The organism is Paenibacillus gallinarum (assembly GCF_014836635.1).
Classification (GTDB): domain Bacteria; phylum Bacillota; class Bacilli; order Paenibacillales; family Paenibacillaceae; genus Paenibacillus; species Paenibacillus gallinarum.
This window is the reverse complement of record NZ_JACSQL010000004.1, coordinates 287,100-309,813: the sequence shown is the minus strand read 5'-3', so window position 1 is coordinate 309,813 and position 22,714 is coordinate 287,100. Positions and strand designations below refer to the sequence as shown.

Genomic DNA, 22,714 nt, shown 5'->3' with positions numbered 1-22,714 from the left:
ATCCTATACCCTATACGGGATACGCCATCACACTCATGAGTGCCAGTTCAGGCTGAGATGTATCGAGCCTACTGTACTGAACAATAATTGGAATATCACTTTCCACAATAAGTGCATAAGGAACACCAAGCGGTATAAACTCCCCATCGGCCTGAAGGCTGGCCGTCCTGATGTGAGAAGTTCGCCTAGCAGATACCCTAGTCACATTACACTCGAGCGGATCCCGATCTTCAAAAAAGACAGTAATCCGTAGATTTGCATCCTGTCTTCCTATATTTAAGACACAAATACTTTCATGACTTTCAAGCGCACCACTGCTCTGCGGAGGAATGTATCCATCTGGAATAACCCATACGGTGTTACCTTTTGCGGCTTCCGGTCTAATTGAGCTCATCCTCGTATCTCCCTTCTGATAGGTTTATTTCCGGTATTACCTGTCTCTCAAAGCTTCCGGTGAACGCAAAAACATAGTCAGCGGATGAATTGCAAGTTCAGCTATAGAGGCGGCTACAATTCTAGCCATTCTTTTTGCCCCGAACTGAGAGAAATGTGTGTTATCTTCTACTCCCGCAGGAAAATGAATATATTCGCCAGGCCAAGCCCACAAGAAATCGAGTTTGCTGGCTTCCACCCCAGCTTGTTCAAATACAATCTTGCTGCGAGCAGCCAGATCAATCAAAGGAACATTCTCCTTATCTGCGAGTTCCTTCATAGCAACAATATAATCCCCGTGTGTATCCATGAGGGTTCCATCTTCGTTAAAGTATCTGCGCTGTACTGGTGTAATAAGAACGGGATGAGCTTCGCGCTCTCGAGCTGCCTCAATATATTTACTCAAATACTCCTGATAGGTTGTAAATGGCTTCGTTCCTCTCAGTACATCTGATTTCTCATCGTTATGACCAAACTGAATAAAGAGAAAGTCTCCCGCTTTGATGTTGGTTAGTATCGCATCCAGTCGTCCCTCATCGATGAAACTTTTCGTACTGCGTCCCGAATGCGCATGATTATCTACCGCCACATCATGTTTGAAAAAGGATGGCAGCATCTGCCCCCATCCCGCATAGGGGTAACCTGATGCAGGCTGATCACATACCGTGGAATCCCCAGCAATATAAACGGTAAGCGTCTCATTTGCTTCCATTACTTCGAGTGTATTAATCCTCGGAGCGGGACCGGAAAAAGAAAGTCGTAACGGTTCGCCTTCACGAACGACAACACTGAATTTTTCTTCAATCCATTGCCCAGGCTGTGTATGAACAGGCGGCATCATGAGTCTGCCTTCACCTGCCCGAATCTCAGTAATCGATTCGGTATTGTTGTCGCCCATCAACGTATGAACACGATATGTACCTGGCGGAACATCAAGGATAAAAGCTGTATGAAGCGGGATGCAAAAACGGTCTTGGAGTTGTTTTTTAATAGTTGAAGTCTTCGTAGATGATCCAGGATTGGCTTGCTCTTGTGAGCGATCTCTCCCATACACTCGGTCTATAGATTCAAACCCATAACCAAGTTCCGCATGATACAGCGTATCCGGAAGAACCCCAGTATAGCCTTCTGCTGCAGTTCCAGGTCCAAAATCAAATTTATAATGAATCATGAAGTGACCTCATCTCCTTCATCTTTTTATCCTCATCTCGCTCTGCTTCGATAATCCGAGGGAGTAACCCCCGTCCACTTTTTAAACACTTGACTGAAATACTGTGGATTCCTTCCAAACCCAAATGACTCTGCAAGCTCAAATATTTTCGCATCCTGATCTTTGTGCCGCATGTAACTGCATGCCTGCTGTATCCGATATTGATTGAGATATTGAGAGAAGCCGATTCCTGTAATTCTCTTAAATACTTTTCCTAAATAATCCGGATTCATATATAGCCGATGTCTAGCAATTGTATTGAGTGAAATGTCCGAATCTGCATAATGACGATGAACAAGTTCCAAGAGTTGATAGACGATCATCGACTGTCTACTGACTGCTTCCATATTTTTTTCTTTTGAGAGGGGTAAAGACGTATCTAGTAATGAATAGGCTGATCCTTGACTCATATGTTCCATTTGCAGTAAATCGTTCATGTACAAACGCGCCTCCTTTTAAGGAACAGTACATTAGTGTACAAACATTCTCTGCTGTCCTTCTGATGAAGCAATCATTAATTATCTACCTAAAATAAATTGTAAGCGTTTTAAATTGTAAGCAAGAAAAGAAACTTAATTACCTCCTCTATCTGTTTTGCATTTGGAAAAATAACAACTTACCACATTTAAATCTGTGTTGTTCTTTGAATTTCTTTATTTTGATTATAAACCCAATTCCTGTATATTGTACAGTTTGGATTTGATGAAAGTGAAAAAAGGTTATCCTCTAGGGATAACCTCCATTCATTTCTCCAGAACCATAATCTAAGGATTGATAAAGACCGTTTTTAATTTGGACTGATACTGGACATCAAAACCAAGATTTTCTGCAACAAGGGCAAGAGGCACATAGGTTTTGGATTCTTTACCGACTTTCTGTAAAAAGGCTGGTGTCGCAACTGGAATCGATTGATCATTCACAAGTACTGTCTTTGATCCCATTTTAATTTCTACCGTCTTCGTACCATATGTGATTTTCGTAGATTTCGTCTGATTATCCCATTTGGATTCTGCGGATACGGCTTCTACAATATCCTGAATCGCAATATAGTTCTGATTATTTTTAAGAACAGGTTTATAAGGAGTAATAAGCTGCTTACCGCTCACGAAAATATTCATCGGCTCTTCCCGATCAGGTGTCTGAAGCTTTACATAATCTCCCCAGATCACTTTAGCAAATACCTCAGCGATGGCTTCATATCCATATTGATTGGGATGAAAGTCACGATGCCTGATCATATGGGTCATCGTTCCCTCTCCTCCTACAAACTCCTTCGCCACATGAGCTACTTTTATTCTAACTCCCTGTTCGTTCAGCTGGGATGCCACCGTATCAATCGTATCTGTAAATAAAGCGGCTGCACCCATCAGTTTGTTGTATAGAGCTTCATTTCCCACTTTGGGGAGGGGCTGATACTGATCCGCGATCACAAAGAGAGCATCTTCATTTAAGGCATGCAGATCATTTACTGAAGAGGTTACCTGCTCCGAATAACGACTCAGCAGTTCCTTTACTCGCTCACTCAGCTGAGCATCTGTGAGACTTTCCCCTGTAACCAACAGCTCCGATACATCATTTCCACCAATCGTAATAGCGATGACATCTGCTTCCGTAACTTCGGTCTGAATCTGCTTTATCCGATCTGTAAAATCATCAACCCGCGGATCAACCAGTGCTGGTTGAATGGCTTCGGAAGACTTTTTCTCTCCCTTGGAAATGGAATCTGTAAACTGAAGAAGGCCCGAAGTCTTTAATCCCGCAATGCCGTAATTGCTAACTTTCGCACGTCCATGCAGCAAGGCTTGCTCCTCCAGACGTTCTACATAACCATAAGGATCGGCTTTTACGTCCTCCAGACCCGGCTCATAACCGACAGTAATGGAATCTCCCAGCGTTACAATGCGATATTCCTTCGTTATTTCCTGTGCCTGTGCAGACAATGGTCCTGTTCCTAAAAGGAATCCAATCGCAATAAGCGATACAGAACATGTTCTCACCTTATTTCTAACGTTAGTCCACTTCAACATAGATGATATGTCGCCCCCTTTTCCTAATTCCTTATTTTACCACCTATGTAGGATCACGGGTACAAATAAAAAAGAAGTCCTCTCTTCACCTCAAGAGAGAACTTCTTATGATTATTGAGAATTTCTTTATTTTTCTGTTTCTGAATCTGTTTTTTCAGCCAAAGGTTTGTTGATGGAAGAATGCTTGGCTTTTTCCATATAGGCGTCATAACGATCGTCTACTTCTTTAGCCATACTGCGATATTTCATCGTTTCTTCTACGATTGGATCCAGCTCTGTCTGAATTCGGATCTCGTATTTAGGAGAGACCTGTTCCCGCTCTCTTTTCTCAGGATCCCCATAATCCGGTTCACCGTCCGTAAGCATCTCGCTCAGCTTCTTCTCAAGTTCATGTGAATCTGGCATATCTGCATTCCTCCTTTACTTGTCTCCTGCGATACCTGTAGCTTTCGCTTCTTTCAGGACAGTAATCAGTTCGTGATGCAGCTTTTCATTACTTGCTGTAACATGGCGCACCGACAGATCATAAGGATGCCCCGCTGTGCTTGTTACCATACCACCAGACTCCTGAACGAGTAAGGCACCTGCTGCGATATCCCATGGGTTAAGTCCAATCTCTGTATATCCGCTCAGTCTGCCTGCCGCAACATAGGCAAGATGCAGTGCAGCGGATCCCCCTGCTCGTAAATTACGGACTTTGGGAGCCAGAGCCTGCACTGCTGCCATATTCATAGGCAAGGCAAAGCTTGGGTCCGGCGGAAAACCGACAGCTATAAGTCCATCGGAAAGTTGTTCTTCTAAAGACACTTGCATACGGTTTCCATGTACATAAGCCCCTTTTCCTTTTTCAGCTACAAACAATTCGTCTCGGATCGGATCATAGATTACGCCTACAATGACCTCTCCGTGATGAGCAAGCGCAATGGAAACTGAGAAAAATGGGAATCCATGGACGAAGTTCGTTGTTCCGTCTACCGGATCTACAATCCATAAAAACTCCTCATCTTTTACTGCTTGCAAAGCAAGATTAGAAGCATCCGGGCCTGGCTCTACGCCTTCTTCACCAAGAATAGCATGGTCCGGAAAATGGGTCAGAATTAATCGGCGGATCATTTGCTCCGCACCTTTATCCACTTCAGTAACAAGGTCCTGCTGGGAATATTTTGTCGACATCTTCAGATTGGAACCGACTTTGCTCTTAATCCATTCCCCTGTTTTCGCAGCAGCATTAATGGCAACAGCCGTATAACTCTTACTTGAAACTACATAAGGAGTCTTCTGATTTTCATTCAAAACAATCACACTACTTTCCTCATTTCTAAGAGAACACCAGGATAGAAAATTCAACTTACTTACTCTTGCTTACTATAGTAACGTTTCAGGAGCATATCGGTTACCCACAAAAGTCCTGATTCACAAAATTGTACGAATTGGGGTCAGGGCTGTACACGAATGGTAGCTCCATCTAGAATTTCGATGCCTTCCCCCGTCAAAGTCTTAAACGTATCCATCAGCCCAAATAACGCTTCATCCTTGCGTTTTGCTTCAATCATAACATCAAGAACCGGCGTATCCTTCGCAATCTCTCTTAAAAAAGTAAGCAGTGGTTCCAGCTCCACTCCATCTGCGTGACTGCGGATGTCTTTTTCATTCTTAGGACTCGAAATATGGACTTTAGGAGCTAAAGGAGTCTCTGGTAGGGTATCAGCCTGAGCGAAAGGAGTTGTCCAGGTAGCCTGAATCTCTTTCCACAACTCCCAAGGTTTCTCTCCATTATTATTTACCCACTGGTGGTGAAGATCTAAAACCATAGGAAGACCTGTTTTCTTGCAAACCTCAAGGGTTTCCACCGCGTTAAATGTCTTATCATCATTCTCAAGTGTAATTCTTTCCTTGATATCGGATGTCAAGGCACTAAAATTCTCTATAAAACGTTCAGCCGAGCACTGTTTATTACCATAGGCTCCGCCGATATGTATATTGTTCTTCGCCGTAGCATCCAGCCCCATGGCTTCTAACATGGATTTGTGATGCTGCAGATCGCGGATCGAACTTGCCAAAACGTCCTCACGCGGTGTACTAAGCACCGTAAAATGATCCGGATGAAAGGATACTCTCATCTTGTTCTTTTTCACAAAATCGCCTACCTCCCGAAAGGATGGAGTTAGCGCTTCAAACGGATTCCAGTCCTGCAAATCTGCATGTGTGGCCAGCGGGATCAGTTTCGAAGAAAAACGGTACACCCAAATCTGATAAGCGAGATTGTGCCTAAGTAATCTTAAAGTGTTATGTAAATTTTCGGCAGCAATACGCTCAAGTTTGCGAATGGCTGCCTCTCGATCTCCAATTTTATTAAAACTAGCCATTGTCATCGTCTTGGATGGAGAAGCATTGTTTACAAGGACAGACATAGCTACATAACCAAAGCGTACGATCATAGGATGAGACCTTCCTCTCACAGTAACCTTAATAGTACAGATTATACCCGTAAGAGACTTGTTAAAACCCTGTTACTTCTGCTTCAGCTTTTCGTTTGTTCTCCGAAAAACATTTCATAAGCAAGCTTTGTCTGAATTCGGGACTCTTCTTCTGTAAGCTTACGCTCGAGAATCATCTCAACCTCTGTCACTTCTTGATTCTGAAAGTTAATCTCGGCGATGCAGCCCACGATTTTTACAATCGCAACCGCGACATTATCTGGGGTATATGCAATTACTTTTTGCCCTGTAGGAAAGACGCGAAATCCTTGTTTCACCATTTTACCTCTACCGTATTCAAGGAGCTCGTACAACTCTTGTTCACTTTTAAACTTACATACTGAATTAAACTCGGTTTGAAATCCCATGACTTGTCCTCCTCTTCCATTCTCTTATTTTCTTTTTCGTTATAGCAAAAAGGGGAAGTAATCACTCCCCTTCCCACTTATTCTTATTTATTATTTTCGTATTGCAATGCTTGTTTCAGTTCATAACGTTCCAAAGCAAGCTCAATCATACGATCAAGAAGCGCTTTATAGGATATACCTGTTTCCCGCCACAACAGAGGATACATACTAAATGGGGTAAACCCAGGCATTGTATTCACTTCATTGATAAGGATCTTTCCATCCGAACGGCGAACGAAGAAGTCTGCACGAGTAATCCCGTTTCCTTCAATCGCACGGAATGCGCTCAGTGCTGCTTCGCGAACTTGATCTGCCTTCTCTTCATCAAGAGGAGCCGGGATCAGCATTTCGGATTGTCCATCCGTATACTTCGCTGCATAATCATAATAATCGCTGGAAGATACGATCTCGCCCGGAACAGAAGCAATTGCTTCTTCATTACCAAGTACGCTGACTTCCACTTCTCTTGCATCGACGAACTCTTCTACGATGACTTTGATATCATAGCGAAGAGCATAATCAACTGCTTCGATCAACTCTTCCCGATTGCGCGCCTTGGAAATACCTACACTTGAACCAAGGTTCGCCGGTTTAACGAACATTGGGTATCCAAGCTGGCCTTCCATATTCACAATGAGTTCATCGCTTGAACGTTTCCACTGAATATGATTAAAGTAAGCATACTCACATTGCTCAATACCCGCCTGTGCAAATAACTTCTTCATCGTTACTTTATCCATGCCGGCAGCAGATGGCAGTACGCCTGCACCTACGTATGGCATATCAGCCATTTCGAAAAGTCCTTGAATGGTACCATCTTCACCATACGTGCCATGCAAGAGCGGAAACATAACATCGATTTCACTCTCGCCGCCGTATAGACGGCTGAATAACGTATTCAGTGCATCTCGAGTATCCTCGGGATTGCCCTTAAGTTTTAGTGCATCTACGCTTGCAGGCGGAGCTGTAAGCATATTTCCTTTTGCCCATGTCCCCTGCTTCGAGATATAAAAAGGAACGAGCTCATATTTGTCATAATCAAAAGCACTTGTCACAGCAAATGCAGTCTGCAGGGATACTTCATGTTCCCCAGATTTACCACCGTATACAATACCTACGGTCATTTTATTCTGTACCATGCCTAACCTCCGGTTTCTATTAAACGGATAGGTCTTGGAGAAAGTTAAACATTCGTTAAGAAGATATCGTATCCGCCAAGGCCCACCGTATCTATGCCAGCAGTATATTCATCAAGGATGATGATCGTTCCGTATTATGTTCCTAGAGTATCAGAGATATGAAAAAAACGGTATCTCGTCGCAGTTGTCCAAGCATAAGAATCCTTATAGTCCCAGTAGCGATGCCGACTGCTGACTGTGTTTGCATTCACGAGCGGCATTCCTCCCGCATCAAACCCCGTCACTATGGTGCTGTGCTGGTATCTACCATCACCATCCCAATCATAAAAAATAACATCCCCGAGCTGAAGCTCACTCGGACTGTCAACAAGGGTTGCAGTAAGACCCGTACGAGCATGAGCTAAGTAACTCTGTAAACTATGAGAAACGGCCCAGCTGTAACTCCATAATTCTCTTCCACCTACGTAACCTCTATACCACCAGCCTGACTCTCTCCTACCAGTATAGTTGATCGGCGCTCCCCCTGCAAAGAGACATTGAGAGATATAATTGGTGCAGTTCACATCAAATTCCTCGAACTCGGGATTACCGGAATCCCACCACCTGTCTGCGTAGGCTACAGCATCCTCTCTGCGATAACGGGAAGGCCTTGTAGGAATACCGGGATATAATAATTGTCTATTTAAAAGAGGCCTGTTTAAGGATGAACTGTTTTCATCGCTCAGTAGATCGCCTAGAATAATTGGTTTGCGTTCTGGGACATCATGAACAATACTCGAAATGGCCCAGCGGCCTTGTTGTTTGTAAAAAGTAAGCCGTTCCTTTTCAATTCGATCCTCCCGGTGGGTAATACCTGACTTCATATAATAAAGTCGACGATAAAGCTGTACATCCACAACTCCTTGATATGGCTCATTAGATAATACCCGGAGCAGTTTGGCACGTGTCTCGCTTCGGACAGGATGAGATTCACGTTCATGATACCACTGCTCTAACAAAAGGAGACGCTCCGCCCTCTTCTCGAGTATCGCCACATCCGAAATCACCTGCTCATGATGTGGTTTACAGCTGATTTCGCAAGCATTGTAATCATTAACATAGGTGTATAACGCATGACTCCATTCACGTTCCACGCCTTTTTCTCCCCTTTCCCATGCCCCTAGCCATTGCCAACGTTCCAAGCTACTTTTTCTTTCATCTATATGACAAAGTATCCCAGGGTATGTACGGGTCCTGGGCACATCAACCCTGAAAAAACCCTTTACGAACAAGTTTGAAAACGGTATACTAAACTCAAAAGTTCGTTTTTGAAATAGTGTTTCGCACAGTGAAACAAACAACGATATACCTATGGAAATGAACTCATCCGAATACTATCAAATTAGGAGGTACATGCATGTCTCAAAAGAACCATTTCTCTGCTGCAAGTTCGCTTGAAGTCGGGGGCAAAACGTACCGTTACTACAGCCTTAAGTCTTTGCAAGATCAAGGTCATGGCGATATCTCTAAACTTCCATTCTCTATTAAAGTGTTACTTGAAGCTGCCGTTCGTCAGTTCGATGGACGCGCAATTACAGAAGAACACGTAAGCCAGCTTACAGGCTGGGCTGAAGGCAAAGATAACAATAAAGAAATTCCATTTATTCCTGCACGTATTGTATTGCAAGATTTCACCGGTGTACCGGTTGTTGTAGATCTCGCTGCGATGCGTGATACGGTCAAAAAAGCAGGCGGCGACCCTAAAAAAATCAATCCGCTTGTCCCTGTTGACCTCGTTATCGACCACTCGGTTATGGTTGATGCATACGGAACAAACGATGCGCTTGATTACAACATCAAAGTGGAATTTGAACGTAACGAAGAGCGTTACCGTTTCTTGCGCTGGGCGCAAACGGCATTTGATAACTTCCGTGCAGTTCCACCTTCCACAGGGATTGTTCACCAAGTTAACCTTGAATATCTTGCTTCTGTAGCTGCTACCAAAGTTATTGACGGCGAAACAGTTGTGTTCCCGGATTCCCTTGTAGGTACAGACTCTCATACCACAATGATCAATGGTCTTGGCGTAGTCGGCTGGGGTGTCGGGGGGATTGAAGCAGAAGCTGGAATGCTCGGACAACCGCTTTATTTTGTAACTCCTGAAGTAATCGGATTCAAACTTACGGGTAGCCTTGCTGAAGGCGCAACAGCGACAGACCTTGCTCTTACCGTTACGGAGATGCTTCGTAAAAAAGGTGTGGTTGGTAAATTCGTTGAGTTCTACGGCCCTGGACTTTCCAACATCAGTCTTGCTGACCGCGCAACGGTAGCAAACATGGCTCCTGAGTACGGCGCAACCGTAGGATACTTCCCTGTTGATACAGAAACATTGAACTATCTTCGTAATACAGGTCGTCCGGAAGAGCAAATTGAGCTGGTTGAAGCTTATTACAAAGCTCAAGGCATGTTCCGTACGAATCATTCTGAAGACCCTGTTTTCTCAGATACCATTGAACTCGATCTAGCGTCTGTTGTACCAAGCCTTGCAGGACCTAAACGTCCGCAAGACCGTATTGAACTGACAAAAATGAAAGAAAACTGGGAAGGCATTGTACGTACACCCGTAGATAAAGGCGGATATGGACTCAGTGATGAGAAGATTGCTGAGAAAGTATCGATTACTCACTCTGACGGTTCTAAGAGTGAACTCTCTGCAGGAGCAGTCGTTATTGCTGCGATTACAAGCTGTACGAATACTTCTAACCCAAGCGTAATGATCGGTGCAGGACTTCTTGCTCAAAAAGCAGTAGAGCGCGGACTCACCAAACCAAGTTATGTAAAGAGCTCTCTGACTCCAGGTTCTCTCGTAGTAACGGAGTATCTGACAAAAGCAGGACTTCTTGAACCGCTTGAGAAACTTGGATTTAACGTTGCAGGTTATGGTTGTGCAACATGTATCGGTAACTCTGGTCCACTTCCTGACGAAGTCAGCCAAGCCATTACAGATAATGACTTAACGGTGGCAGCTGTACTTTCCGGTAACCGTAACTTTGAAGGCCGTGTTCATGCTCAAGTAAAAGCAAACTATTTGGCTTCACCGCCACTTGTTGTCGCATATGCTCTGGCTGGAACCGTAAACATCGATCTTCAAAACGATCCAATTGGCTATGATACGAATAATCAGCCTGTATATCTGAAAGATATCTGGCCTTCTTCTGCGGAGATTCAAGAAGCAATGAACATTTCCTTGAACAGAGACATGTTCCGCAATAAATATGCTAATGTGTTTACAGCGAACGAACGCTGGAATGCAATTGAAATTCCAGAAGGCGAGCTGTATGAGTGGGATGAAAACTCCACTTACATTCAGAATCCTCCATTCTTTGAAGATCTTGGTGACGAGCTGAATGATATTCAAAATATTCGTGATGCACGTGTTCTTGCTCTCTTGGGTGATTCCGTTACAACGGACCATATCTCCCCTGCAGGGAATATCTCTCCATCGAGTCCTGCTGGATTGTATCTAAAAGAAAACGGCGTAGAGCGTAAAGACTTTAACTCGTACGGTTCCCGCCGTGGTAACCATCAGGTTATGATGCGCGGTACCTTCGCCAACATCCGGATTCGTAACCAGGTTGCACCTGGCACAGAAGGTGGAGTAACGACTTACCTCCCAACTGATGAAGTAATGTCGATCTACGATGCTTCCATGAAGTATCAAGAAAAAGGCAAGAACTTAATCGTGCTTGCAGGTAAAGAATACGGTACAGGAAGCTCCCGTGACTGGGCTGCAAAAGGTACGCTTCTGCTCGGCGTGAAAGCTGTTATCGCAGAAAGCTTTGAACGGATTCATCGCAGTAACCTTGTAGGTATGGGTGTTCTTCCTCTTCAATTCAAAGAAGGTTATGGATGGGCGAGCCTAGGTCTGAACGGTCGTGAAACGTTTGATATCGTTGGTTTGAGTAATGATGTTTCATCAGGTCAAGAACTAACCGTGACGGCTACTAGAGAAGATGGAACTGAGTTTGATTTCCCAGTGATTGCACGTCTTGACAGTATGGTGGATGTAGATTACTACCACAATGGCGGTATTCTACAGACTGTCCTTCGTCAGCTGATGCAAAATGACGAGCAAACTGTCTAAACACTCACTTTTAAATTCATAAAAGAAGCCGCAATTTCCTGCCAATTGGCAAGAGATTGCGGCTTTTGTTTTTTTGATCGCTATACTTAGTCAGCCCATTATAACTAGTGGTTCAGATCATAAAGTCCCGGACTATGCATATTAGGCTGTTCTGGCAATTCAGGTACCGGAAAACCTTCCGGCGGATCAGTAACTTGAAGCTCTTCTCCATTTCGGCTTGGCGATTCCCCTGTGAAAATCTCCCCGATTCGGGTTGAATCCAATCGAAAATTAAACTGCGCATTATGGTATCCCATGTCGACATATTTTCTGCACTCTGGGTACTTATTAATATCGTAGTTAGGAATCGGGAATATTTTGCCCCAATCTACCCCCAGGGTCTCCAGTGCTTTGGCAAAAGCATTCTGATGCGCATTATCCCTGACAATCAGAAATCCAAGGGTTTCGCGGAATGTTTTGTTCGAACTCATCTCATAGATCCTTGTCTTTTGCAAAACGCCAGTAGACTCTAGCACCACGTTATTAAGTAAATCAGCGGTTAGATTTCCATGGCTATATACATAACTTCCAAGCCAAGGATTCCCCCCTGCATCTACAGGTAGTGAACCTTGTCCACCCATAATATAATGGTGCGGATTTGCATGACGAACGGCTTCATCAATAGGTGCCCCATCTACCCCGGCATTACCAGGAATGGCTTCTCCACTCCCGCTCAGCAGTTGGTTAATGGTTTGCTGAACAAGTTCCACATGGGCGATTTCCTCAAGAAATACACCACGAATCAAATCACGATACTGGGTTGCTTTCCCCCGAAAATTACTGCTCTGAAAAAAATACTGCATCATTGTACGCATTTCACCAAATTGTCCGCCAAGCGTTTCCTGAATCACTTTAGCTGCCGCTGGATCGGGCTTGTCCGGTACAATAACATTAATTAAATCTTCTTTGTAAAAATACATAGGATAGGGCCTCCTCATTTCTGATCATTCGGATACCCTATTTTGTTCTCCCATATCATGATTTATACAACAGAGAGTGCTACTTTATGAATTGGATAACTTTCTATTATTAAGATGGATCTATATCAAAAGACGATACAAAAGACTGCTTATCTCGGTACTCTGCTGCTTTCTCCTGCATTCCAGCATGAACCGCCTCAGCCTCACTCACTCCCTTTTCAGCAGCAAGATTTCGGATATCCTGGGTAATACGCATACTACAGAACTTCGGTCCACACATCGAACAAAAATGAGCCGTCTTTGCCCCCTCGGCAGGCAGGGTCTCATCATGATAAGACAGCGCCCGCTCTGGATCGAGCGAAAGATGGAATTGGTCTCTCCAGCGGAATTCGAATCGTGCTTTGGATAAGGCATCATCACGCCGCTGTGCTCCTATATGTCCCTTCGCCAAATCCGCTGCATGTGCAGCAATTTTATAGGCGATAACTCCTTCACGAACATCATTCTTATCCGGCAGACCTAGATGCTCTTTCGGCGTAACATAACAAAGCATCGAAGTACCAAACCAACCGATCATCGCAGCACCAATAGCAGAAGTGATATGATCATAACCCGGTGCAATATCAGTCGTCAGGGGTCCAAGAGTGTAAAACGGAGCTTCCTTGCAAATCTCCATCTGTAGATCTACATTTTCTTTAATCTTGTGCATAGGAACATGACCTGGTCCCTCGATCATCACCTGGATATCGTGCTTCCATGCGATTTGCGTGAGTTCCCCTAGCGTAGCAAGTTCCGCCATCTGTGCCTCGTCATTCGCATCATAGATACTTCCTGGCCGCAGTCCATCACCCAGCGAGAAAGCAACATCGTAGGTCTTCATAATCTCGCATATTTCTTCAAAATGTGTATATAAAAAATTCTCCTTGTGATGGGCTAAGCACCAAGCTGCCATAATCGAACCGCCTCGGGACACAATTCCTGTCATTCGCTTGGCAGTCATAGGAATGTACCTAAGCAGCACCCCAGCATGGATCGTAAAATAGTCGACACCTTGTTCTGCCTGCTCAATCAGGGTATCTCGGTACACTTCCCAGCTCAGCTTGTCTGCTTCTCCGTTCACCTTTTCGAGCGCCTGATATAAAGGCACGGTCCCAATGGGAACAGGAGCATTACGAATAATCCATTCCCGCGTGGTATGAATGTTACGGCCGGTTGATAAATCCATCACCGTATCGGCTCCCCAACGTACCGCCCACGTCATTTTTTCTACCTCTTCCTTAATAGAGGAAGAAACAGCAGAATTACCAATGTTCGCATTGATTTTCACGAGAAAATTTCTTCCGATCATCATCGGCTCAGCTTCCGGGTGATTGATATTAGACGGCAAAATCGCTCGTCCACTAGCAATTTCTTCACGCACAAATTCAGGTTCCAGCCCTTCGCGAATGGCAGCAAATTCCATCTCCGGAGTGATGATCCCCTGGCGGGCATAATGCAGCTGCGTCACATTCTGTCCCGATTTTGCTCGGAGCGGCCTGCTTGTCTCTCCTGGAAAAACTTCGGCTGCTTGCTGAACACTTCGTTCTGACCGCAGTCCATTATCTTCCGGTTTCACAGTCCGCCCCTCATAATACTCTACATCCCCGCGCTCCCTTATCCACTCATGCCGAAGTGCAGGGAGTCCTTTCATAATATCTGCTTCATAATCGGCATCCCCCATCGGTCCGCTCGTATCATAGACATGAAAAGGTTCGTTGATCTCTACCCCTTGCGGAGTTTGTGTGGGACTAAGCTCTATCTCGCGTTCTGGGACAACAAGATCAGGCCGAGATCCTGTCTTGTACACTTTACGGCTTGCAGGAAAAGGAATGTACATCGATTCACTCCCCATTCCTTCTGTAACGTCCTCTGATTTACTATTTTCGGTACTGCCTTGTTGCTGCAACTTCATTGTCTTCATCCTCCTTCAAAGTGGCTTACCGCCCCTGTAAAAGAATCACATGAACCTTTGCTGCAAGAAGTGTACGACAATAAAAAAAGCCGATTCCCTAGGGGAATCAGCTTCTATACAATAGTTTGTTCCTACTCTCTCCATATCTATCTATACAGGCGAATTTCGAAAGTCGCGTCATCACACGGCTCCTGAAATCAGATAAGCTACCTGTATTTAGATGGAATCGAATAAGCTCCTAATGTTATCGCCAATTACTTCCCTACGCTGGTATGATCCAGATCAGGTGCAAAGAGTCCGGTATCTTGCGACACCATCTCAGCCCGGCCTTTCGGGCTCCCCTAGTAAGTTGATATTACGTTGTAGTGATAGATCACTTCCGCCCTTTTAAAGAACGGTCTCTATTAGGGTATCTCATAAAAATGAGAAACACAACCTAATATTTACATATTCTCGTTTAATAGCTGTTGCTATCTCAGCATAAGCCCCATCTGAGCAGCTGCTTTTACAAGCACAGGTCCATATTCATGCAACGTCTCCTGAGATAATCTGCTGACAGGTCCAGAGACGGATAAAGCCGCTGCCACATTCCCTTTACGGTCAAAAATCGGGGCAGAAACAGCGGCTGCACCCGGCTCTCTTTCTTCATAACTTGTAGCAAAACCCAAAGCTTTAATCTCTTGAAGCTGTGCTAGATAAGTTTCTTTGTCAAAAGGAATCTGGGGATCAAACTCCCTGATTAATTGTTCCTGCTCTTCCATAGGTGCAAAAGCAACAAGTACTTTGCTCGAAGCTCCTACAGATAAAGGAAGTCTGACTCCTACAGGAGCGACCCGGCGAATGGCCTGGTTACTTTGTACAGCCTGAACACGAATACGTTCAATGCCATCCCTTAAATACAAACTAACGGTCTCTCCTAGATTATCGCGGAGCTGTTCCATTGCAGGGAGCAGCAACACGGCGGGATCATCACTTTGCGACATATGCGCAGCGAGTTCCCATATCCGAATTCCCAGCCGATATTTCTCAGTAGCGGGATTACGGATAACAAACCCTCTCTCCTCCAGAGTCGACAACAGTCGATGCACCGTACTTTTATGTAATCCAATCTTGCTGGATATTTCGGTTAGCCCAAGGTCCGTTTGACCTGTAAAAGTGAGCAGAATGTCGAGTGCCCGTTCGACCGCTCGAACTGTTGATTTGCGATCCTGATCTTCCATGGGATCCATGCTCCTTTCATGTTTCATCACGTGAAACCTGGTTACATAAATTATATGAGAACTCGTCCTTAAAGTAAAGAAAATAATTGAGAATCAATCTCATTTAGATAATATCATACTCTTACCAATGTCCTCTTCTCTCTTCATGGGATTAGGGCTTGCTTCACTTGACAATTAACTTTTGATACTAGAATGTCGAATATTACATCTGTGTAACAAATCATCTTAATGGATTGACTTTGCTACTTATAGAACATAGGATTAAAAACAATAGTAAGAGAGTTAAGAACTGACTAATAAACTATTTGTCATACTTTGTCGTAAATTTATGTGAACTCAACCAATAACTAGTTCTTTCGTCATCAGGGAAAGAGGTTGCATAAGATACTAACGAGAAGGAGGGGATCCTGAGTGTTTCCTACATCCAAGAGCAATAGCCATCTTCAGCGAGACGTATCAACGATTCCTCCAGCAATCTCACCAAAGTTGATTCGTTTTAAACATATTATTGTAGCTCTCATTCTATCCATCATATTCTTTTTTGTATTCTGTTTTATTGCTCTGCATGCCTATATCGCCTGGGTACTTTCCAATCCGACAGTGGCACCTGTATACTCGAATCCTATGCTTGCCAAAGGGATGGCTTATGAAGAAGTTACGTTTCCAGCAGTTGACGGAAGCCGGAATGTGAATGGCTGGTATATTCCTGCAGAGGAAGACAGCGCAAAAAAAACCATCGTTTTGAGCCATGGATATGGTGCTAATCGGGAGGAATCTTGGATTCCAATGTATGATCTTGCTCATTACGCTCACCAGCAAAACTTTAATGTCATTATGTTTGACTATGGATTTGCCTCCCAGAACAGCCGCGGTGTTGCTACAGGAGGAAAAGCAGAGTCCAAGCAGTTGCTCGGTGCAGTACAATTAGCGAAGCAAAAGGGGGCTCAGGAAGTCGTCGTCTGGGGCTTCTCGATGGGAGCAGGTACGGCTTTACAGGCAGCGCTCGTCTCGGATGATATTGATGCTATGATCCTCGACAGCACCTTCTTGCTCGAGCCAGATACTTTATATCATAATATCCAGAACCAGATCGACTTGCCAAGACAGCCGACACTACAGATTCTTACCATGTTATTTCCGATTCTTAATGGTACAAGTCTGAATTCCATACCGTATCAAGCAGTAAAAACAACAGATTATGACATTCCAATCTTGTTCATACATGGCACACAGGATGACAAAGCTCCTTATCCTATGGCTGAACTTTTGGCTAGTAATCAAACGAATCCAAATTCTGATGTGTGGATTGTAGATGATGCACACCATGAACTTATTTTTAGAGAACATCCAAAGGAATATTTACGAAAAGTATCGTTGTTCCTCGGTAATATAAAGCTCGCCCAGCAATAATACAATATTTTTAGTCGAAGGCACCTTAACCAAGGTGCTTTTTTTATAGCTATTAATTACTGAACCCCCTGCCTGTTTCGTATTCTTTGACAAGTCATCATAAACCAAGCCCCTCCAAGAATAGAGATAGAAGAGAAAACGTCCTTGAGTAGATGCTGCGACTGAAAAAGAAGATATCAATTATATTTAGGAGGTAACCCGTATATGGAGCTTGCGTATGGACCCTATTTGCCCCTGCGTGTTCTTGAAGAGATCGGTTCTTGGAAAGATGCAGAAAAGGAATACATTGATATTATTCTGCCTATTGTACCGAGTCTAGAATCGCCTTATGTAAAACTGCTTGATGAATGGAAATCTGTTTTTGAGAGAACAGGCTATACAGCGGACGATTGGAAGAAGAAAACGAAGGAAAATTCTGAGCCTGCTAATGAATATATTCTGGGTCAGATGGATGTGCTGCTTCAGACTTGTTTCTCCCAGTCCAGAGAATTCCATCGCCAACTTGGTCATTTATTAAGCGGCAGTGAATCGGTAGCGAAGCATCCTTCGGCGAAAGTAATAGTTGAGCATATTCGAAATCAGTGTGAAAAAAACATAAATCAGTTAAAACCTTTGGATCATCCAAACGCGGTATCTAATCTAATTAACCAACAAACGTATGCGAACGCTCATAAGCGAGACTACTGGGATGAAGAACCCTTCCCTTATCCTGAAGTAGCGGGATATGACCGACTTGACGAAGAAGATTTCACTATTGCAACCACGGCTTCTTCACAAGCAGATACGAATTCTAGTGTGTCACTTGAAGCAAGCACTCCAGAATCACCTGTACCGATCGGTGGACACAAACTCCCTCCTCTTCCTTATGCTTATAATGCACTAGAACCTTTTATTGATGAAAAAACAATGCGCATCCATCATGATAAGCATCATAAAACTTATGTGGATGATCTAAACAAAGCAGAGAAGAAACTGCAAGAAGCAAGAAAAGACGGGGATTTTGAACTCGTAAAGCATTGGGAACGAGAGCTTGCGTTTAATGGAGCTGGACATTATTTGCATACGATTTTTTGGAACATCATGAACCCGAAAGGGGGCGGCAAACCCACCGGCTCTCTCGGCGAGCAAATCCGCAAAGACTTTGGAAGTTATGAAGCTTTCAAGAAGCATTTTACAGAAGCAGCGAATAAAGTAGAGGGCGGTGGATGGGCTGTTCTTGTCTGGAGCCCAAGGTCACATCGTCTAGAGATTCTACAAGCGGAGAAACACCAAAATCTGTCTCAATACGATATCGTCCCTTTGCTTCCGCTTGATGTATGGGAACATGCCTATTATCTTAAACATCAGAATGAACGTAAAAAATACATTGCGGACTGGTGGAACGTGGTTTACTGGCCAGAGGTATCTGAACGATTCATGGAAGCGCGCAAACTACGCTGGGCACCTTATTAATCTTTTGCGAACTGCAATAGAAGCCATTTACAGCTCAGCTAAATTAATATGCATCAATACAGCCTACAGCCTGCTCGCTTCTGCACAGGCTGTTTTTTTGCAACTCTATGATCCTGATCTAGTCCCGATCATATCTTTCTTTTAATATGGTTACCATCTTATCTACTTCTTCTCTATTTACTACAGGCTCAATTTCAGATACATGTACAGCTTGCTTACGAAAAACTTGAATAAGCGAATTCATGTAAGCTTCAACTGAAGGCACACCTGCCAGTTCACGGAGACCTCCCATCGTTCCTTCTACAACCTGCGGATAATGATCTTCTTCACCTGACGCCGCTGCGTCATAGAATTCACGTACTTCTGCTGCCAGATCATCTCCGTTATCCTCAACAATAATAAAAGCCGTAATGAGATAGGCTTTCGCTAAACGACGCTGGGCAATACCGCAAAATTTACGACCAGCTATGCTCACATCATAATCTCCTGGGCAAAAGGCTCCCTCAATTTCTCCAGCCTTTGCCACAGCTCCCCAAGGCAGTAATGCCTCTTGTATGTAACTCACCATCTTTTTAAAATCTTCATGAATATTTATAACTTGATCTGTGTTTGGCATGATCAAAGATACATTGATTACTCCCGGTGTAAGTTTCACAGCAGCCCCTCCCGAAGGACGTACACAAGTACGGATTCCGCGCGCCTCGTAGTCACGCAGTACATCAGGCGCCATCTGAAGCCTACGGTCTCTCAGCCCGATCACCAGCGCATTCTCATGTCTCCACAGATGAGCAACCGGAGGATGTCCTTGCCCAACCTGCTTACAGAGCACTTCTTCCCATGCAAAAGCAGCAAGTACATCTTCTGAACTTCTCATGAGCGGAGATTCATAAATTTGTAATTCCTCGAACATGTTAGTCTTTTCCTCCCTTATGTATATTTCATCCTGTACACATACAAAAAAGCCTTGACCTAAAAGGTCAAGGCTTTCGATCCGTACTTCATATGCCAAGGCCCGTCTAACGGTATTATCCTTTAAGCAAAGAAAGAAACTCAGCACGAGAAGCTGCATTCTCACGGAATGTACCGCGCGTTGCAGATGTAACCGTCATGCTACCCGGTTTTTTGATGCCGCGAGCGCACATACATAAATGTTCACCTTCAACGACAACCATCACACCGTTCGGCTTCAACGCCTCATCCAAAATATCAGCAATTTGGGATGTGATACGTTCTTGCACCTGAAGACGGCGAGTTACTGCTTCTACCAATCTCGCAAGTTTGCTAAGACCGACAATTTGTCCACTTGGAACGTATCCGATATGAACTTTCCCGAAAAAGGGAGCCATATGGTGTTCACATTGGCTGTAGAACACGATATCTTTGACGATAACAAGCTCTTCGTGATTCTCATCAAAAGTTACACCCAGTACATCTTTTGGATCTACTTCGTAACCTGCAAAAATCTCTTCGTACATACGAGTAACGCGCGCTGGTGTCTCAAGCAAACCTTCACGGTTTGTATCTTCACCAATCAGCTTTAATATTTGTTCAACATGGTATTCAATCTGCTCGCGATTATCCGCAACAGAAGAATTCACGTAATCTTTTAGTCCAGCCATTTCGTATAACCTCCCCGCCGTCGCATTTTGGCAGGCAAATTGCAGCTGCTATCTTTTTCTGCCCTGATTTTTTCGCATAGGCGGTTGCATTCTACCGGATCCATTACCGCCTTGCTGGGATTTCATCATCTGTTGAGCACGCTGCATCTGCTTGCTATTCAAATTATAACCCATTTGCTTAGCCATTTTTTGTAAAGCCTCAGGATCATTTTGCATTTTCTCCATCTGTTTACGCAGATAGAAAGCTCCAATAAAGAATCCACCGATCAAGCCCACAATTAGTGTAATAATGGGTATGACGATATCCCACATGCTTCTACACCCCTATTTTTAACTAGATTTCCTATCGTTTAAAAACGGTTTACAAACGATATCATAGCATGTAGGATGGCTGCTAGCAAACGGAAATTGGTGTTTATCTTACCACTTTTATATCTAATTCTGCTTCTCTATCATCATAAGCTTCTCTTTTACTGACAGGCCGCCCGGATATATGATAACGCCACCTTCATTACCTGTTACTCGATGATGTGGAATAATGATCGACAGCGGATTTTTTCCGACAGCAGCCACAACAGAACGTACTGCTTTTGGTCTACCGATCGTCTCTGCTAAATCCAAACTTGATACACTTTGTCCAAAAGGAATATCAGCTAGCGCTTTCCATACTTGAACTTCAAAAGGGGTTCCGTGCTGATCCAGCTGGAGTTCAAACGATCTACGATCACCCTTTAGATACTCGTCCAATTGCCACACTGCTTCCTTAAAAGGAGTTATATCACGAACAAAATGATACTCTCCAATCCATGTTCTCGCCCATTGTTGTAAATGAGCTTCCCGCACAGCATAATTACCAAAATCCAGTCGTGCGAGACCCTGCGGTGTTGCACATAAGGTTAACTCTCCAAGGTCTGTCATCATCTCATGATAATAAATGGGTGTACCCGCCTGGTTTGTAACTGCCGTTGGCTTCCAGGATACAGCCTGATTCGGAGTCTTACCTTCTATATAATCTGCCTGTGGAGCAGTTTCGTCATGTTGTTCACTAGAACTGCTACTTCGTACAGTTTCACTATTTGTTTTTGCAGGAAGTCCAGCAGACAAACGTTCTCCCGCTCTTTGGATCATCGTCAGGACGGTCTCATGTTCTTCTCTTAAAGATGCCTTTGTTAGTGTGTTCATTGCTTCGTCCCCTCCTATTTGGCCGAGCGCCCATGCGGCGGTTCCTCTCAGCTCAGGCCGCGGATCGCGCAGGAGCACTTCGCTTAATTTCGGTACAGCCGACTTATCTTTAAAATTGCCCAGTCCAATAACTGCATTACGTTGAATTGGTTTTTTACCTCGCCAAGCGGCAGAGGTGTGACCAAATCGTTCTTTGAATTCTTTATTGCTTAAATCAAGTATCGGTAACAATAACGGTTTTACAACCTCCGGGTCTGGCTCAAATTCAGGATGGTGATTCCAGTTTTTGCCCTTGTTCTTAGGACACACAATCTGGCATGTATCACATCCATAAAGCCGATTCCCGATTTTTTTCATATATTCTTCATCCAAAAATCCTTTGGTTTGTGTCAAGAAAGATATACATTTCTGAGCATTGAGCTGACCTGGTCCGACCAAAGCGCCGGTAGGGCAGGCATCAATACATTTCGTACATTCCCCGCATCCTTCCGTAACCTGCTCATCCGGTGTGAAAGGAATGTTTGTCACAAGCTCCCCAAGAAAAATCCAGGAACCGAGTGTAGGAGAAATGATCGCACAATTTTTGCCGCTAAATCCGATACCCGCTCGCTGTGAAACAGCACGGTCTACCAAAACTCCCGTATCAACCATGCTTTCAATGCGAGCTTCTGGCACTCTTTCCTTAATAAAATCCGAAAGTTTATCCATGGCAGCTCGAAGGACATGATGATAATCTTGTCCCCAAGATGAACGCGCCAAAATCCCTCTATATTTTCCCGGTTCTGATTTTGGTGGATCTTTCATCTTCGATGGATACGCAATGGCGATCGCAATCAGTGAAGCTGGTTTCGCATCATCTAAAGCAGGGTTGACCCGTTTCTCTATATCTCGCTCTTCAAACCCTGATTCATAACCTTTTGCCCGGTGCTCTTCTAAAATTGAACGTAAAGAAACAAAAGGATCAGCGGCCGCAAACCCGATATCATCAATACCGAGTGACGGCGCTGCGGCAATAATTTCTTGCTTCAACCATTCGTAACGCCCATCTGGGCTCGGTACTGACTGTCCGCTAATCATACTCTCACCTCTTGGTTATATAATGTATG

20 protein-coding genes and 1 riboswitch are annotated in these 22,714 nt (G+C 44.1%); of the genes, 3 read left to right on the top strand and 17 right to left on the bottom strand.

Annotation, left to right across the window (positions count from 1 at the left end):
* Positions 1 to 10 precede the first annotated feature (10 nt).
* The 10 genes from H9647_RS12445 to H9647_RS12400 all read right to left on the bottom strand — a co-directional run bounded on the left by H9647_RS12445 (position 11) and on the right by H9647_RS12400 (position 8,825).
* On the bottom strand, positions 11 to 394 hold the full coding sequence (locus tag H9647_RS12445; protein WP_191800288.1) for a sensory rhodopsin transducer: 384 nt from the start codon (positions 392 to 394) through the stop codon (positions 11 to 13).
* A 36-nt stretch (positions 395 to 430) separates the two neighbouring features.
* Positions 431 to 1,603: a rhamnogalacturonan acetylesterase gene (locus H9647_RS12440; protein WP_191800286.1), complete on the bottom strand. Its 1,173-nt coding sequence runs from the start codon at positions 1,601 to 1,603 to the stop codon at positions 431 to 433.
* A 32-nt stretch (positions 1,604 to 1,635) separates the two neighbouring features.
* On the bottom strand, positions 1,636 to 2,079 hold the full coding sequence (locus tag H9647_RS12435) for a helix-turn-helix transcriptional regulator (RefSeq protein ID WP_191800284.1): 444 nt from the start codon (positions 2,077 to 2,079) through the stop codon (positions 1,636 to 1,638).
* A gap of 327 nt (positions 2,080 to 2,406) precedes the next feature.
* Positions 2,407 to 3,669: a stalk domain-containing protein gene (locus tag H9647_RS12430; protein ID WP_191800282.1), complete on the bottom strand. Its 1,263-nt coding sequence runs from the start codon at positions 3,667 to 3,669 to the stop codon at positions 2,407 to 2,409.
* 126 nt (positions 3,670 to 3,795) lie between these two features.
* Positions 3,796 to 4,074 (bottom strand): hypothetical protein, encoded by a 279-nt coding sequence (locus H9647_RS12425; protein ID WP_191800280.1) that lies wholly within the window; start codon positions 4,072 to 4,074, stop codon positions 3,796 to 3,798.
* A gap of 15 nt (positions 4,075 to 4,089) precedes the next feature.
* Complete coding sequence (locus tag H9647_RS12420) at positions 4,090 to 4,962, bottom strand: inositol monophosphatase family protein (protein ID WP_225229266.1); 873 nt, start codon at positions 4,960 to 4,962, stop codon at positions 4,090 to 4,092.
* A gap of 143 nt (positions 4,963 to 5,105) precedes the next feature.
* Positions 5,106 to 6,107 carry a UV DNA damage repair endonuclease UvsE gene (gene uvsE, locus H9647_RS12415; RefSeq protein ID WP_191800278.1) on the bottom strand — a complete coding sequence of 334 codons (1,002 nt, stop codon included), beginning with the start codon at positions 6,105 to 6,107 and terminating at the stop codon, positions 5,106 to 5,108.
* Between the two features lie 83 nt (positions 6,108 to 6,190).
* Positions 6,191 to 6,514 carry a hypothetical protein gene (locus H9647_RS12410; protein ID WP_191800276.1) on the bottom strand — a complete coding sequence of 108 codons (324 nt, stop codon included), beginning with the start codon at positions 6,512 to 6,514 and terminating at the stop codon, positions 6,191 to 6,193.
* An 83-nt stretch (positions 6,515 to 6,597) separates the two neighbouring features.
* A complete protein-coding gene (locus H9647_RS12405; protein WP_191800274.1) occupies positions 6,598 to 7,692 on the bottom strand; it encodes a D-alanine--D-alanine ligase in 1,095 nt (364 codons plus the stop codon).
* A 134-nt stretch (positions 7,693 to 7,826) separates the two neighbouring features.
* Positions 7,827 to 8,825 carry an amidase domain-containing protein gene (locus tag H9647_RS12400; protein WP_191800272.1) on the bottom strand — a complete coding sequence of 333 codons (999 nt, stop codon included), beginning with the start codon at positions 8,823 to 8,825 and terminating at the stop codon, positions 7,827 to 7,829.
* Between the two features lie 263 nt (positions 8,826 to 9,088).
* On the opposite strand from H9647_RS12400, the gene acnA reads away from it, so the two are divergent.
* Complete coding sequence (gene acnA, locus H9647_RS12395) at positions 9,089 to 11,815, top strand: aconitate hydratase AcnA (RefSeq protein WP_191800270.1); 2,727 nt, start codon at positions 9,089 to 9,091, stop codon at positions 11,813 to 11,815.
* Positions 11,816 to 11,919: 104 nt separating this feature from the next.
* On the opposite strand, the gene H9647_RS12390 is transcribed toward acnA, so the two are convergent.
* The 3 genes from H9647_RS12390 to H9647_RS12380 all read right to left on the bottom strand — a co-directional run bounded on the left by H9647_RS12390 (position 11,920) and on the right by H9647_RS12380 (position 15,945).
* Complete coding sequence (locus tag H9647_RS12390; protein WP_191800268.1) at positions 11,920 to 12,774, bottom strand: manganese catalase family protein; 855 nt, start codon at positions 12,772 to 12,774, stop codon at positions 11,920 to 11,922.
* A 109-nt stretch (positions 12,775 to 12,883) separates the two neighbouring features.
* Complete coding sequence (thiC, locus tag H9647_RS12385; RefSeq protein WP_191800380.1) at positions 12,884 to 14,665, bottom strand: phosphomethylpyrimidine synthase ThiC; 1,782 nt, start codon at positions 14,663 to 14,665, stop codon at positions 12,884 to 12,886.
* A gap of 302 nt (positions 14,666 to 14,967) precedes the next feature.
* Positions 14,968 to 15,078, bottom strand: a riboswitch (TPP riboswitch).
* Positions 15,079 to 15,195: 117 nt separating this feature from the next.
* Positions 15,196 to 15,945 (bottom strand): IclR family transcriptional regulator, encoded by a 750-nt coding sequence (locus H9647_RS12380; RefSeq protein WP_191800266.1) that lies wholly within the window; start codon positions 15,943 to 15,945, stop codon positions 15,196 to 15,198.
* Positions 15,946 to 16,356: 411 nt separating this feature from the next.
* Here H9647_RS12380 and H9647_RS12375 point away from each other — a divergent pair, with 411 nt between their 5' ends.
* Positions 16,357 to 17,355: an alpha/beta hydrolase gene (locus tag H9647_RS12375; RefSeq protein ID WP_191800264.1), complete on the top strand. Its 999-nt coding sequence runs from the start codon at positions 16,357 to 16,359 to the stop codon at positions 17,353 to 17,355.
* Positions 17,356 to 17,559: 204 nt separating this feature from the next.
* A complete protein-coding gene (locus H9647_RS12370; protein WP_191800262.1) occupies positions 17,560 to 18,807 on the top strand; it encodes a superoxide dismutase in 1,248 nt (415 codons plus the stop codon).
* A 118-nt stretch (positions 18,808 to 18,925) separates the two neighbouring features.
* On the opposite strand, the gene H9647_RS12365 is transcribed toward H9647_RS12370, so the two are convergent.
* The 4 genes from H9647_RS12365 to queG form a co-directional block, all read right to left on the bottom strand.
* Positions 18,926 to 19,717, bottom strand: a complete 792-nt coding sequence (locus tag H9647_RS12365) for a lipoate--protein ligase family protein (RefSeq protein WP_191800260.1) — start codon at positions 19,715 to 19,717, stop codon at positions 18,926 to 18,928.
* Between the two features lie 115 nt (positions 19,718 to 19,832).
* Positions 19,833 to 20,426, bottom strand: coding sequence for a GTP cyclohydrolase I FolE (gene folE, locus H9647_RS12360; RefSeq protein WP_191800258.1), 594 nt, complete (start codon positions 20,424 to 20,426; stop codon positions 19,833 to 19,835).
* A 48-nt stretch (positions 20,427 to 20,474) separates the two neighbouring features.
* Positions 20,475 to 20,738 (bottom strand): YneF family protein, encoded by a 264-nt coding sequence (locus H9647_RS12355; RefSeq protein WP_191800256.1) that lies wholly within the window; start codon positions 20,736 to 20,738, stop codon positions 20,475 to 20,477.
* A gap of 123 nt (positions 20,739 to 20,861) precedes the next feature.
* Positions 20,862 to 22,685, bottom strand: coding sequence for a tRNA epoxyqueuosine(34) reductase QueG (gene queG, locus H9647_RS12350; protein ID WP_191800254.1), 1,824 nt, complete (start codon positions 22,683 to 22,685; stop codon positions 20,862 to 20,864).
* Positions 22,686 to 22,714: the final 29 nt, after the last annotated feature.

Bases quoted from the DNA above. Each gene is read 5' to 3' on its own strand.
- H9647_RS12445 (WP_191800288.1), bottom strand. From the start codon at position 394: ATGAGCTCAATTAGACCGGAAGCCGCAAAAGGTAACACCGTATGGGTT.
- H9647_RS12440 (WP_191800286.1), bottom strand. From the start codon at position 1,603: ATGATTCATTATAAATTTGATTTTGGACCTGGAACTGCAGCAGAAGGC.
- H9647_RS12435 (WP_191800284.1), bottom strand. From the start codon at position 2,079: ATGAACGATTTACTGCAAATGGAACATATGAGTCAAGGATCAGCCTAT.
- H9647_RS12430 (WP_191800282.1), bottom strand. From the start codon at position 3,669: ATGTTGAAGTGGACTAACGTTAGAAATAAGGTGAGAACATGTTCTGTA.
- H9647_RS12425 (WP_191800280.1), bottom strand. From the start codon at position 4,074: ATGCCAGATTCACATGAACTTGAGAAGAAGCTGAGCGAGATGCTTACG.
- uvsE (WP_191800278.1), bottom strand. From the start codon at position 6,107: ATGATCGTACGCTTTGGTTATGTAGCTATGTCTGTCCTTGTAAACAAT.
- H9647_RS12410 (WP_191800276.1), bottom strand. From the start codon at position 6,514: ATGGGATTTCAAACCGAGTTTAATTCAGTATGTAAGTTTAAAAGTGAA.
- H9647_RS12405 (WP_191800274.1), bottom strand. From the start codon at position 7,692: ATGGTACAGAATAAAATGACCGTAGGTATTGTATACGGTGGTAAATCT.
- acnA (WP_191800270.1), top strand. From the start codon at position 9,089: ATGTCTCAAAAGAACCATTTCTCTGCTGCAAGTTCGCTTGAAGTCGGG.
- H9647_RS12390 (WP_191800268.1), bottom strand. From the start codon at position 12,774: ATGTATTTTTACAAAGAAGATTTAATTAATGTTATTGTACCGGACAAG.
- thiC (WP_191800380.1), bottom strand. From the start codon at position 14,665: ATGGGGAGTGAATCGATGTACATTCCTTTTCCTGCAAGCCGTAAAGTG.
- H9647_RS12380 (WP_191800266.1), bottom strand. From the start codon at position 15,945: ATGGAAGATCAGGATCGCAAATCAACAGTTCGAGCGGTCGAACGGGCA.
- H9647_RS12370 (WP_191800262.1), top strand. From the start codon at position 17,560: ATGGAGCTTGCGTATGGACCCTATTTGCCCCTGCGTGTTCTTGAAGAG.
- H9647_RS12365 (WP_191800260.1), bottom strand. From the start codon at position 19,717: ATGTTCGAGGAATTACAAATTTATGAATCTCCGCTCATGAGAAGTTCA.
- folE (WP_191800258.1), bottom strand. From the start codon at position 20,426: ATGGCTGGACTAAAAGATTACGTGAATTCTTCTGTTGCGGATAATCGC.
- H9647_RS12355 (WP_191800256.1), bottom strand. From the start codon at position 20,738: ATGTGGGATATCGTCATACCCATTATTACACTAATTGTGGGCTTGATC.
- queG (WP_191800254.1), bottom strand. From the start codon at position 22,685: ATGATTAGCGGACAGTCAGTACCGAGCCCAGATGGGCGTTACGAATGG.